This window comes from Cryobacterium sp. N21 (assembly GCF_002929575.1).
Taxonomy (GTDB): Bacteria; Actinomycetota; Actinomycetes; order Actinomycetales; family Microbacteriaceae; genus Cryobacterium; species Cryobacterium flavum.
Window position 1 is genome coordinate 87,112 of sequence record NZ_PJJQ01000027.1, and the last position, 12,760, is coordinate 99,871.

Below are 12,760 nucleotides of genomic sequence, written 5' to 3' on the forward strand. Positions count from 1 at the left end.
GCCGACTGTGCTCTCAGCACAGCGTTGGAATCGCAGTAGATGCAGCGCCCCGGGAGCCGGGAGAGTCGTCGTTGTGCGTCAAGGACTGAAGACGGTCAGATTCTCGAACGACGTCACCCACCTATTGCTGAGGTCTTGCTCCAAACCAGGACAGCGGCCGCTCGCATCTCGCTCGTTGGGCCACCTGTCACCTGCCCCAGATAGGCTGAACCCATGACCTCACTGGCGACTGCATCCGGAATCAACAGACACGAACTTGACCCGGAGGTGCGCCCGCAAGACGACCTCTTTCGGCACGTCAACGGCAAATGGATCGCGCGCAGCGAGATCCCCTCCGACAAGGCCCGCTGGGGCTCGTTCATGATGCTTGCCGAAGACGCCGAGAAGGCCGTGCGCGAGATCATCGTCGAGGCACAGACCGCCCCCGCCGGCACCCTCGAGCGCAAGTTCGGCGACCTCTACACGAGCTTCCTCGACGAAGAACGCATCGAAGCGCTCGGCGCCACCCCGCTGGAGAGTGACCTGAAGGCGGTTGACGCCGTCACCACCATTTCCGAACTGCTCGCGACCCTCGGCCGCCTCGAGCGGGGCGGCGTCGCCGGCGCCTTCCACCTCTACGTCGACAACGACCCGGGCAACCCCGAACGTTACCTCGTCTTCATCGCCCAGGGCGGCATCGGCCTGCCCGACGAGTCGTACTACCGCGAAGAGAAGTTCGCCGACATTCGGGCCAAGTACCTCGAGTTCCTCGAGCGGATGTTCACCCTCGCCGGCTTCGCAGACGCCGCCGACCGCGCAGCGCGCGTTTTCGCCCTGGAAACCGAACTCGCCTCGCATCACTGGGACAAGGTCGAAACCCGCGACAGCGAGAAGACCTACAACCTGCGCACCTGGGGCCAGGTCTCCGCGCTCGCTGCCGGCGCGGACGTTGACCTCTGGCTGGAGGGCCTCGACGCCCCGGCCGGCGCTCTCGAAGAGGTCGTCGTGCGGGAGCCCAGCTACATCGCCGGCCTCGCCACCACCCTCACCGAAGACCGCCTTCAGTCGTGGCAGGACTGGCTGCGCTGGCAGGTCATCCGCTCGAGTGCTGCGTATCTGTCTGGTGAATTCGTGGAGGCGAATTTCGACTTCTACGGCCGCACCCTGAGCGGCACCCCGCAGCTGCGCGACCGCTGGAAGCGCGGCGTCTCGCTCGTGGAGGGCGCCCTCGGCGAGGCCGTCGGCCGCATCTACGTGGAACGCCACTTCAAGCCGAGCGCCAAGGAGAGCATGGACGTGCTCGTGGCCAACCTCGTCGCGGCCTACGAGAACAGCATCAGCACCCTCGAGTGGATGACCGAAGAGACCCGCACCAGGGCGCTCGAGAAGCTCAGCAAGTTCACGCCGAAGATCGGTTATCCCGTGAAATGGCGCAACTATTCCAGCCTCCAGATCACCGCAGACGACCTGATCAGCAACGTCAAGGCCGCTGGCGAGTTCGAGTTTCAGCGTGAGCTCGGCAAGATCGGCAAGCCGCTCGACCGCGACGAATGGTTCATGACCCCGCAGACCATCAACGCCTATTACAACCCCGGATTCAACGAGATCGTTTTTCCGGCTGCCATTTTGCAGTTTCCCTTCTTCGACGACGCGCGCGACCCAGCCGCCAACTACGGTGCGATCGGTGCGGTCATCGGCCACGAGATCGGTCACGGCTTCGACGATCAGGGCTCCAAGTACGACGGCGACGGCCGGCTCACCGACTGGTGGACCGCCGAGGACAAGGCCGCGTTCGAGCTGCGCACGACCGCGCTCATCGCGCAGTTCGAGGGTCTTACGCCGCTGGCCATCCCGGGCAACACCGTCAACGGCGCGCTCACGATCGGTGAAAACATCGGCGACCTCGGCGGGCTCTCCATCGCCTGGAAGGCCTACCTGCTCTCGCTGAACGGTGAAGAATCGCCGGTTATCGATGGCTTCACCGGCGCTGAACGCTTCTTCCTCTCCTGGGCCCAGGCGTGGCAGATGAAATTACGCGACGCTGAGGCCATCCGCTTGCTGGCGATCGACCCGCACTCGCCGAACGAGTTTCGCTGCAACCAGATCGTCAGCAACATTCCCGCGTTCTACGAGGCGTTCCAGGTGGGCGAAGCGGATGCCCTTTACCTCGCTCCCGAGAAGCGCGTCACCATCTGGTAGCCCGGTGGCCCCTGTCGGGGGTTAGTGTGGAGCAGGTTCTTCTGAGCCGGGGATGAGGCCAGCGCGGGGCGTTTGCCGAAGAGAGGATCGACCCAGTGGTCTATTCCAGGCGCGATGGCGACAGCGCTACCTCCAGCCGAGCGGATGCTGTCCCGGCCCGTTCCCGCCACGCCGCGCTCTCCGGTGGCAAGCACCGCACGGCGGACAAGCCTGAGGATTTCACCCGCGGCTTCGCGTTTCTCGGAGATCTCGCCCTCAACGGGGTGCAGGTCTCGGCGCGCGCGACCGACCTCGCGACCGGACGGGTGCTGTTCTCGGTCGACGATCACGTGTCGATGCCGACGGCGAGCGTTGGCAAGGTGCTGCTGCTGATCGAGGTGGCTGTACGCCTGAACGACGCCGAATTCGGCCTGGCCACGATGCTCGAGCGGTCCGGCGCGGATGCCGTGAGCGATTCCGGTGTCTGGCAGCACCTGCAGATTTCACGACTCGGCGTCGCTGATCTCGCCGCGCTGGTCGGCGCGACGAGCGACAACCTCGCGACAAACGTGCTTATTCGCGCCGTCGGGCTGCACTCGGTACGCGCCCGCACCGAGCAACTCGGGCTCAGCCGCACGGCGCTGCTCGACCTGGTGCGTGACAAGCGCGGCCCGGACGACGCCCCACAGCTGTCCGTGGGCAGCGCCAAGGAACTCACCTGGCTGCTCACCGCGCTCGCCCGCGGCGAGATCGTCGACGCCGAGACGAGCGCGCGGGTGATCGGCTGGCTATCGCTCAACACCGACCTGTCGCTCGTGGCCAGTGCATTCGGACTTGATCCGCTGGCCCACCGGGAGAGCGATCACGGCCTGCTCATGGTCAACAAGACCGGGACGGCTGCGGGGGTGCGCTGCGAGGTGGGAGTCCTGCGGGGTCCGCGTGCCGGCGTGACCTACGCGGTGTCGATGGTGTTCGACGACGCCCAGCTGATGACCCGGCTCGCGGTGCTCGCTGGTATGCGCGCCGTCGGGGCGGACCTCCTGGAGTACGTGCACTGAGTTGCGCGTGCTGAGGTGTGAGTTTCGAATCCGATTTAAACGTTTCAAGCGCCTGAAACTCACACCTCGGTCATTAAAAGCTACGGGTCGGCTCGACGTGCCCGGTTCGCAGCCCTGCGAAGTCCCGCGCTGGTCCCTGCTCAAGTAGACAGTCTGACTAACTAGTGAGACTATGTAGTCATGCAACCGAAACCCTGGCCGGCCGATTGGATGCGCGCGGCCCTCAGCCTGTGCGTGCTTCGCACGCTCGCGCCCGGCCCGACCTACGGGTATGCGATCGCGACCGCGCTCGAAGCGGCGGGGTTCGGCGCCATCAAGGGTGGCACGCTCTATCCGCTGCTCACCCGCTTTGAGGCGGCCGGCTGGATCGCCGCCGAATGGCGACCGGGCGCCGGGGGACCCGGGCGCAAGTACTTCTCGCTCACCGATGACGGGCAGCAGGAACTTGCGGACCAGTCTGCCCACTGGCAACTTTTCTCCACCACCGTGCACGACCACCTGCAGAAAGGGCCGGCCGAATCATGATGACCAGCAACCCGATCGATCACGACAGCAGCGATTCCGATACGGCCGGCATCCGCTTGGCTGAGGCCGCACGGGAGACCGACAACGCGGCCTGGCTCGACGATTTCACGATCGAACTGCGCCTGCTCGAGGTGCCCGGCGCCGCCATCGGCGATGCCGTGGCCAGCGCCCGCGAGTTTCTCTCCGACTCCGGTGCCCGTGCCGAGGAGTCGTTTGGCAGCGCCGCCCGCTACGCCGTCGAGCTCGATTTGCCGACCCTTCCCGAGGACAAGTCATCGAATCGGGAGGTCCTGCTGACCAACGGAATCGGGTTGATCGGGCTGGTAGTGCTCGGCCAAACGTCCTACCCCCTCGCGGGCGGTGACGACGGTCTGGCCGTGCGACTGTGGATGGTCGTGTCCCTGGGGGTGACGCTGCTCCTGTTGGGGCTGATGCCGAGAGTCGTTTCCGTCCTCGTGCGCGCGCGGAACCGCCCGCTGACGGTGGGGTTGATCGTGGCAGGGGTATCGTTCGGCGGTATCGGTCCCGTTCTGCTCAGCGTGTGGTGGGGGCAGGCCGTGCTACTGAGCATTCCGGCATTGCCGGTCGCCATCGGGGCCGGAATCCTGCTTCTGGCGCCGGCCATCTGGAACCAGGTGCGTCAGAACCTGCAAAAGGATCTCATCATCGAGCCGGGCACCGGTGCCGCGACCCTCCCGTCCCGCGGGGTGCGCCTTCTGGCCGTGGGTGCCAACTGGATCATGGTCGTCTACGGTGCCATCAGCTTCGTGCTCACCTTCGCCCTCTACCCGAGTAATTGATGTCCGATCCAACAAGAGGGGCCGAATCATGACGACCAACCCGCGTGATCTCGAAAACGGCAGCGCGGACATCCGCTCGGCGAAGCTGGACGACGCAACCTGGTTCGACGAGTTCACGATCGAATTGCGACTGCTCGCGGTGCCGGGCATCGACATCGGCGATGCGCTGGCCAGTGCGCGGGAGTTTCTGGCCGACTCCGGAACGAGCGCCGAAGAGTGCTTCGGCAGCCCCAGGAACTACGCGGCCGAGCTCGGCCTGGCGACCATGCCGCAACGCGCGGTGAACGGGGTGGGCCTGCGGGCCGGTCTCGGTGTGCTGGGGCTCATCGGGTTCACGGTGTCGGCGCTGCCGCTCGTGCAGGGGGAGGCGGTGCGCGTCGATCTGCCCACCATCACCATGTTCGTCATCGTGATCGTCGGCGCCGTACTGATGCCCACGTTCCTGCGGTCGCTCGCGCGGGTGCGCCCGCGGGCCTGGATGTTCGTGGTCGCCGTCCTGCTGGGCTTGGCCCTCCCCATCGGGCTGAACCTCGCGATCGACTCCGCTGCTACTCTCTTCACGGTTCCCGCGCTGGCCGTCGTGATCATTTCGGCGCTGCTCGTGCTCGTTCCGGCGATCTGGAGCCAGGCACGCCATTCCCTGCGGGAGGATCCCATCATCGACCCGGGCGTCACGCCGGCATCACGCCCCTCGCTCGCAACCCGCCTATTTCTGGGCCTGGTCACCTGGTCGATGGTGATGGCATCGATCGTGATCTGGCTGTTCGCGCTGTTCGGCGAGCCGGTTGCGCGCTAGGTCGCAGCTCAGACGATCGCGAGCTCCGGCCCGGCGGCGCTCAGCTTGCGGGCCTGGCGCGGGTCGATTCCGTCGTCGGTGATGATGAGGTCGAACTCATTGGCGTCGGCGACGTGGCAGAACGAGTTCTGACCGATCTTGCTCGAGGTCATGGCGAGCACTCGCCGCCGCCCCGACAGCATCATGGCACGCTTCACCTCGGCCTCGTCGGGAATGGTCGTCGTGAGCCCGGCCTCGGCGGTCAGGCCGTTGCCGCCGACGAACGCGACGTCCACGTTGAGCTGGCTGATGCGTGCCCGAGTCCACTCGTCGACCGCTCCCTGCGACACACTGCGCACCCGACCGGGCAGCGCGAGCACCGTGAGCAGCGGTTTACGCGAAAGCAGCCGCACAGCGGGCAGATTGTTGGTCACAACGATCAATCGCCGGTCCTCCGGAAAAACGGATGCGATCACCAGCGTGAGTGCGCCGGAATCCAGCAGCACAACGCCATCCTCCGGCAATTCCTGCAGCACACGCTGGGCGATGCGATGTTTCTGTGGCGCGTTCTCCAACCGCCGCTGCGCGAGGGCAATCTCGAACGGCGTGCTCTGCACCAGGCGGGCACCGCCGTGCTGGCGCCGGATGACGCCCTGGCGTTCGAGCACCACGAGGTCGCGGCGAATGGTCTCGGCGGTGACCTCGAGCGCGACGCTCGCAGCGGCCACGGAGATCTCGCCGGTGCCACCCTGCGCGAGCGCGATGATTGCGGCCTGTCGTTCCGCTGGATACATGCCTGCCTCCTCGCAGTCGACGGCGCGCAGCCGTCGCCTCAGACTAGCAATCCGACGGGCGGAAGCCGGCCGATGGCATCCGTTTTTGTGGTTTCGCAGCAAAAATAATGCAGACTCGGGCAATTCGTCGTCACAAAAACATCACAAAACCACAATTTAAGTTGCGTTTTCCACTCAATCGGGTCACAGTAACTACATACCAGTCCACAAGGACGTGTCGACGATGAAGAGGTTTGAGATGACGAAGTCTTATTCCATGAAGAAAAGGCTTGCCCTCAGCGCAATCGCCTTCTCTTCGGTGGGTGTGCTTTTGGCCGGATGCAGCGGAGCCGGAGGCGGCGCACAGCAGGCCGACGGCCCGGTGACACTGACCCTGGCTACGGTGAACAACCCGCAGATGAAGGACATGGAGGAGCTCAAGGGCGCCTTCGAAGATTCCCACCCCGACATCACGGTGAACTTCGTCGCGATGGAAGAAAACGACCTGCGTGACGCCGTCACCAAGGACGTCGCCACCCAGGGCGGCCAGTACGACATCGTCACCGTCGGCAGCTACGAGGTGCCGATCTGGGGCCAGAACGACTGGCTCGTCGACCTCGGCCCGCTCGCCGAAGCCGACACCGCCTACAACGTCAACGACCTGCTGCCGCCCGTGCGCGAAGCCCTCACCGTCGACGACAGCCTCTTTGCCGTTCCGTTCTACGGCGAGTCGTCCTTCCTGATGTACAACAAGGACATGTTCGCCGCGGCCGGCCTCGAAATGCCGACCAACCCCACCTGGGACGAGGTTGCCGGCTTCGCCCGCACCCTCAAGTCCGACGACGTGGCCGGCATCTGCCTGCGCGGCAAGCCCGGCTGGGGCGAGCTGTTCGCCCCGCTGACCACTGTCGTGCAGACCTTCGGCGGCAGCTGGTTCGATGAGGACTGGAACGCCGAGGTCAACTCGCCCGAGTTCACCGAAGCCGTACAGTTCTACACCGACCTCGTGAAGGATGCCGGCGAAGCCGACCCCGTCTCGACCGGCTTCACCGAGTGCCTCAACCTGTTCTCGCAGGGCAACGCGGCCATGTGGTACGACGCCACGAGCGCTGCCGGCCCCATCGAGGCCGATGGTTCCGCCGTCGCCGGCAAGATCGGCTACGTGCACGCCCCGGTCAAGGAAACCGAGGAATCCGGCTGGCTCTGGGCCTGGAACCTCGCCATTCCGAAGACCAGCAACAACCAGGACGCCGCGTGGGAGTTCGTGAGCTGGGCGACCAGCACCGAGTACATCAACCTCGTCGGCACCACTCTCGGCTGGGAGCGCGTTCCCCCGGGATCCCGCACCTCGACCTACGAGAACGCCGACTACCTCGCCGCAGCCTCGGCGTTCGCACCGATCACCAAGGACATCATGCTCGGGGTCAACCCGACGCAGCCCGGAGTGAACCCGCAGCCGTGGGTCGGCATCCAGTACGTCACCGTGCCGGAGTTCCAGGACCTCGGCAACCAAGTCTCGCAGGACATCGCCGACGTCTTCGCCGGCCGCGACACCGTTGAGAACGTTCTCAACAAGGGCCAGGAGCTGGCCCAGCAAGCCGGAGACGCCCAGAAGTAACCAGCACACAAACGCGGGCGGCGTCGATCAGGCGCCGCCCAAACCTCGTCAGTTCAACGCCGAGAACGAGAAGGAACTCAGAGATGACCGCGCCAGATTTGATCGTGGCTGAACCCGCGCACGACCCGGCCCCCGCCGCATCACGCACGCTTCGCCGCCCCTCGACGCCGGAGCTGAGCGCCGGCCAGAAGAAGGCCCTCCGCCTGGCACGCACCTTGGTCTGGCCGGCCATCGTCGTCGCCATTCTCGTGACGCAGATTCCCTTCCTCGTCACCATCTACTACTCGTTCCAAAACTGGAACCTGATGCGTCCCGGCTCGCGCGGCTTCGCCGGCTTCGACAACTACGTGACCGTTTTCACCGGCGGCGCGTTCATGCAATCACTGTCGGCGACCGTGGTCATCACCGGTTCGTCGATCGTGCTCTCCGTTCTCTTCGGCCTCGGCATCGCCCTGCTGCTCAACCGCAAGTTCTTCGGCCAGGGCCTGGCCCGCACCCTCGTCATTACGCCGTTCCTCATGATGCCTGCCGCCGCAGCCCTCATCTTCAAATGGTCCATGCTCGACGCGAACGTCGGCATGGTCAACTGGGGCCTCTCGGTGCTCGGCGTCGACCCCGTGCAGTGGAACACCGACTTTCCCGCCCTCACCGTGATCATGGTGCTCACCTGGCAGTACACGCCGTTCATGATGCTCATCCTGCTCGCCGGGCTGCAGAGCCAGAGCAAGGAGACGCTGGAGGCGGCATCCGTTGATGGAGCCGGCCCAGTTCGCAGCTTTCTGCACATGACCCTCCCGCACCTGCGCCAGTACATCGAGCTGGCCGTGCTGCTCGGCGGCATCATGCTGCTGCAGGTCTTCGACCCGATCGCCATCATGACTCGCGGCACGGGCGGCACCAAGACCCTTTCCTACCTGCTTTACGAACGCGCCTTCGTGGGCCTCGAAATCGGCGAAGCGGCCGCCTATGGCGTGATCACCGTTCTGCTCACCATCATCGTGGCGAGCGTCGCCCTTCGCCTTCTCTTCAAGATCTTCTCCAGTGAAGGAGCCAAATCATGAGTACCGCCACCGCCACCAAGCCCGGCACCGTACCTCGCGCAAGCGCCCCGGCCCCGTCGCACCGCCGTGCCAAGCGGATGCGCCACCGCGCTACCAGCACGGCGCTCACCATTTTCACGTGGATCGTCACGCTCGGATTCTTCTTTCCGGTGGCCTGGATGGTCTTCACCGCCTTCAAGACCGAGTCCGCGGCGGCGACCCGAACTCCGACCATCTTCACCGCACTCTCCCTCGACCGCTTTAGTGAAGTGCTCGACCGCGGGTTCGGCGTCTACCTGCTCAACTCGCTCACCGCGAGCGTCATGAGCACCGTCATCGTGCTGCTGCTGGCAATTCCGGCGGCGTACGGCCTCTCCATACGCCCGATCATCAAGTCGACCGACGCGCTGTTCTTCTTCATTTCCACCCGGTTCATGCCGATCGCGGCCGCGATCATTCCCATCTATCTGCTGCTGCAGGGACTCGGAATGCTCGACAACATCACGGCCCTGAGCGTTCTCTACGTGGGCATGAACCTGCCGCTCGCGGTGTGGATGATGCGCTCGTTCTTCAGCGAGGTGCCGCTCGAGATCGTCGAAGCGGCCCAGATCGACGGTGCCAACTTCTTCACCGAGCTCGTGCGCGTGGTCATGCCCATCGTCGCCCCCGGCATCGCTGCGGCCGCGCTGATCTGCTTCATCTTCGCCTGGAACGAGTACTTCCTGGCCAGCCTGCTCACCTCCACCATGGCACGCACCACTCCCCCGTTCCTCGGCAGCTTCGTCGACGGGCGCGGGCAGTTTCTCGCGGTACTCTCGGCAGCATCGACTCTCGCGGTTCTTCCCGTGGTCCTGGCTGGCTGGCTGGCGCAGAAGCGCCTCGTCACGGGCCTCGCCATGGGCGCGATCAAGTAGTTGTAAGAACACCTGTCGTCGAGAACACCAGGGGAGCCCAGATGAAACCGGATCCAACCAGTCGCAGCGCCGATGACCGTCGCGCGAGCATTCTGCTCGCGCTCGCCGGTGCCGGCCGGGTCGAGGTGAACGAGCTCGCCGAGTCGCTCGCCGTTGCGGAGGAGACTATTCGCCGCGACCTGCGCACCCTCGAAGACGACGGACGGCTGCGTCGAGCCCACGGCGGTGCGATCAGCGTCGCCGACCCGGTCAACGACCTCGACCGGCTGACGGTGCCCGAGCCGGTCGCCCACCCGGTCGCCACCCTGGCGGCGACCCTGCTGCCGGAGCGCGGCATCCTCTTTCTCGATGCCGGGCCGATTGCCGAGGCGCTGTCGGTGTGCCTGCCGAACTCCGCCGCGCTGCAGGTGGTGACGACCTCGATTCCGGTGGCCCTCGTGGCAAGCCGCAACTCCGAACTCTCGGTCTACAACCTCGGCGGTGCCGTCGATCCGGTCGACGACTCGCAATCCGGCCAGTGGGCCCGAGAATCGCTCGAGCACATTCGCATCGACCTCGCGTTCATCAGCGTGAGCGGCCTCACCCCGAGCGGCCAGCTGCTCGCTGCAAACCCGAAAGCCGCCCGCATCAAGCGCGCCGCAATGGATGCCGCCACCACCGTCGTACTCGTCGCCGACCATGACCAGTTCCAAGCGCACGGCCTGGTGAAGTTCGCTCAGCTCGACGAGGTCGACCACCTCGTCGTCGACGGGGAAGTGAATGACGCGATCCTCGCCCTGGCCGCCGAGGCCGGTGTGCCCGTGTTGCGTGCGAGCGCGCTCGAATCGGAGATTACACAGTGACGGCGGCCAGCCTGGCGTCGGAGATCGGCAGCTACCCGATCGACGGCCTGCTGTTCGACTGCGATGGGGTGCTCGTCAACTCCGACGAAGCCGCCGCCGTAGCCTGGAACGAATGGGCCGTCGAGTATGCTCCCGGCTTCGACTTTAACCGCGACATCATCCACGGCCGACCGGCCAGGGAGACAATCGCCGAACTCGTGCCGGCCGTCGACGTGCACCGCGCGGACCACGCGCTCATGCTGAAAGAGGTCGAAACGGCCCCGCTCGTGCGAGCCCTGCCCGGCGCCCGCGACCTGCTGCTGGCGCTGCCTAGCGCCCGGTTCACCATCGTGACGAGCGCCGTGGCCGTCGTGGCCCGCGCCCGGCTGCGGGCTGCTGGGCTGCCCTGCCCGGTGGGCCTCGTCACCTTCGACGATGTGACGCGCGGCAAACCCGCCCCTGACCCGTATCGCCTGGGGGTGCAGCGGCTCGGCATCGACCCGCGCCGAGCCGTCGTGTTTGAAGACGCCGACGCCGGCGTGGAGTCGGCGCAGGCCGCCCAGATCGGCCTCACCGTCGGCATCGGCGTGCGCGGACTGGACACCAGGGCGACCCTCGTTTTAGCAGACCTGGGCGGCATCCGCTTTGACGGCACCCAGCTGTATCTGGGCGGCGCAGTGCAGTTGCGCGCCGACCCTGCCTACGCTGCACCGACGCAATCGCCCACCGAATGAATGAGGAACGCATGACCGACACCACGACTCCCGCCCTGGCCCCGCTGCGCAACGCGACACTGTCGTCGCTGCCCGCGACCGTGCAGGTTCCCAGCTACGACCGCGCTGGTCTCACGGCCGGCATCGTGCACTTCGGCGTTGGCGGTTTTCACCGCGCGCACCAGGCCCTCATGATCGACGACCTGCTCGAGCAGGGCCTCGCCCGCAACTATGCCATCTGCGGTGTCGGCGTCATGCCCTCCGACGCCCGCATGCGCGACGCCCTGCTCGAGCAGGACGGCCTGTACACGCTCGTCGTGAAACACCCGGACGGCACGCTCGACGCCCGCGTGATCGGGTCGATCATCGACTACTTGTTCGCCCCCGACGACGTCGAGGCCGTGATCGAACGCCTCGCGAGCCCCGAGGTGAAAATCGTCTCCCTCACCGTCACCGAGGGCGGCTATAACATCCACCCGGTCAGCGGCCGGTTCGACCTCAGCAACCCGCAGGTCGCCGCCGACCTGCAAGCGGATGCCGCCCCCACGACGGTCTTCGGCCTTGTCGTCGAGGCCCTGCGTCGTCGCCGCGAACGCTCGACCCCGCCGTTCACCGTCATGTCCTGCGACAACCTACAGGACAACGGCCGCGTCGCCCGCCGCTCCTTCGTGGCCTTCGCCACGGCCAAGGACGCAGACCTCGGCGCCTGGATTGACGCCTCCGTGAGCTTTCCGAACTCTATGGTCGACCGCATCACCCCGGTCACAACCGACGACGACCGAGCCCAGATCGCGAAGGCCTTCGGTCTCGCCGACCGCTGGCCCGTCGTCTGCGAGCCGTTCCTGCAGTGGGTGCTCGAAGATGCGTTCACCGACGGCCGCCCGCCGTACGAGAAGTCGGCCGCCCAGCTCGTGAGCGACGTCGAACCGTACGAGCTCATGAAGCTGCGCCTGCTCAATGCGAGCCACCAGGGGCTTGCCTACTTTGCGCATTTGATGGGCTACCGCCTCGTGCACGACGCCGCGGCCGACCCGCTCATCGCCGGGTTCCTGCGCGCCTACATGGACCGCGAGGGATCATTGACGCTCAAGCCGGTACCCGGCATCGACCTCGAGGACTACAAGACGCAGCTCATCGAACGGTTCAGCAACCCGGGGGTGCGCGACACCGTTGCCCGCCTGGCCGCCGAGTCGAGCGACCGCATTCCCAAGTGGCTGCTGCCGGTGATCCGCGAGCAGTCCGCCCGGGGCGGCGAGCTCGCCCTCTCCGCCGCGATCGTGGCGAGCTGGGCCCGCTACGCCGAGGGCATTGACGAGCACGGTGAACCGATCGACGTCGTCGACCGCGTCAAAGGCACCGTCATGCAGAACGCCACCGGTTACGCGAGCGACCCGCACTCCTTCCTGCGCGACCGGGACCTGTTCGGTGACCTGATCGACGACGACGCCTTCGTGGCGGCTTACGACCATGCGCTTGGCCTGCTGCACACGGTCGGAGCCCGTTGCACCCTCGAACATCTCCTGAAGTCCCTCGATTAGGCTGATCACAACTAGGTTTCAAAGGAGA

12 protein-coding genes are annotated in these 12,760 nt (G+C 65.9%); 11 read left to right on the forward strand and 1 reads right to left on the reverse strand.

The genetic code is table 11. The features are described 5' to 3' along the window. The first annotated feature begins 213 nt into the window (after positions 1–213). The 5 genes from CXY77_RS04065 to CXY77_RS04085 all read left to right on the forward strand — a co-directional run bounded on the left by CXY77_RS04065 (position 214) and on the right by CXY77_RS04085 (position 5,336). Complete coding sequence (locus tag CXY77_RS04065; protein WP_104129735.1) at positions 214–2,178, forward strand: M13 family metallopeptidase; 1,965 nt, start codon at positions 214–216, stop codon at positions 2,176–2,178. A gap of 95 nt (positions 2,179–2,273) precedes the next feature. Continuing rightward, positions 2,274–3,215 (forward strand): serine hydrolase, encoded by a 942-nt coding sequence (locus tag CXY77_RS04070; RefSeq protein ID WP_104129736.1) that lies wholly within the window; start codon positions 2,274–2,276, stop codon positions 3,213–3,215. A 180-nt stretch (positions 3,216–3,395) separates the two neighbouring features. Beyond that, on the forward strand, positions 3,396–3,740 hold the full coding sequence (locus CXY77_RS04075; protein ID WP_092338574.1) for a PadR family transcriptional regulator: 345 nt from the start codon (positions 3,396–3,398) through the stop codon (positions 3,738–3,740). After that, the gene (locus tag CXY77_RS04080) at positions 3,737–4,540 is read left to right on the forward strand and encodes a hypothetical protein (RefSeq protein WP_134505226.1); all 804 of its coding nucleotides are present in this window, start codon (positions 3,737–3,739) and stop codon (positions 4,538–4,540) included. The genes CXY77_RS04075 and CXY77_RS04080 overlap by 4 nt, the downstream gene beginning before the upstream one ends. Positions 4,541–4,568: 28 nt before the next feature. Then, on the forward strand, positions 4,569–5,336 hold the full coding sequence (locus tag CXY77_RS04085) for a hypothetical protein (RefSeq protein WP_104089883.1): 768 nt from the start codon (positions 4,569–4,571) through the stop codon (positions 5,334–5,336). Positions 5,337–5,344: 8 nt separating this feature from the next. On the opposite strand, the gene CXY77_RS04090 is transcribed toward CXY77_RS04085, so the two are convergent. Continuing rightward, complete coding sequence (locus tag CXY77_RS04090; protein ID WP_092338580.1) at positions 5,345–6,109, reverse strand: DeoR/GlpR family DNA-binding transcription regulator; 765 nt, start codon at positions 6,107–6,109, stop codon at positions 5,345–5,347. Between the two features lie 256 nt (positions 6,110–6,365). Here CXY77_RS04090 and CXY77_RS04095 point away from each other — a divergent pair, with 256 nt between their 5' ends. The 6 genes from CXY77_RS04095 (at position 6,366) to CXY77_RS04120 (ending at position 12,732) form a co-directional block, all read left to right on the forward strand. Further along, positions 6,366–7,706, forward strand: a complete 1,341-nt coding sequence (locus CXY77_RS04095; RefSeq protein ID WP_233197214.1) for an ABC transporter substrate-binding protein — start codon at positions 6,366–6,368, stop codon at positions 7,704–7,706. A gap of 83 nt (positions 7,707–7,789) precedes the next feature. Next, on the forward strand, positions 7,790–8,767 hold the full coding sequence (locus CXY77_RS04100) for a carbohydrate ABC transporter permease (RefSeq protein ID WP_104129737.1): 978 nt from the start codon (positions 7,790–7,792) through the stop codon (positions 8,765–8,767). After that, entirely contained in the window at positions 8,764–9,660 is an 897-nt protein-coding gene (locus CXY77_RS04105; RefSeq protein ID WP_092338585.1) for a carbohydrate ABC transporter permease, read from the forward strand. The genes CXY77_RS04100 and CXY77_RS04105 overlap by 4 nt, the downstream gene beginning before the upstream one ends. 41 nt (positions 9,661–9,701) lie before the next feature. Then, positions 9,702–10,502: a DeoR/GlpR family DNA-binding transcription regulator gene (locus CXY77_RS20905; protein ID WP_092338587.1), complete on the forward strand. Its 801-nt coding sequence runs from the start codon at positions 9,702–9,704 to the stop codon at positions 10,500–10,502. Beyond that, the gene (locus tag CXY77_RS04115) at positions 10,499–11,215 is read left to right on the forward strand and encodes an HAD-IA family hydrolase (RefSeq protein ID WP_199181876.1); all 717 of its coding nucleotides are present in this window, start codon (positions 10,499–10,501) and stop codon (positions 11,213–11,215) included. The genes CXY77_RS20905 and CXY77_RS04115 overlap by 4 nt, the downstream gene beginning before the upstream one ends. Before the next feature lie 11 nt (positions 11,216–11,226). Beyond that, the gene (locus CXY77_RS04120; protein WP_104129738.1) at positions 11,227–12,732 is read left to right on the forward strand and encodes a mannitol dehydrogenase family protein; all 1,506 of its coding nucleotides are present in this window, start codon (positions 11,227–11,229) and stop codon (positions 12,730–12,732) included. Positions 12,733–12,760: the final 28 nt, after the last annotated feature.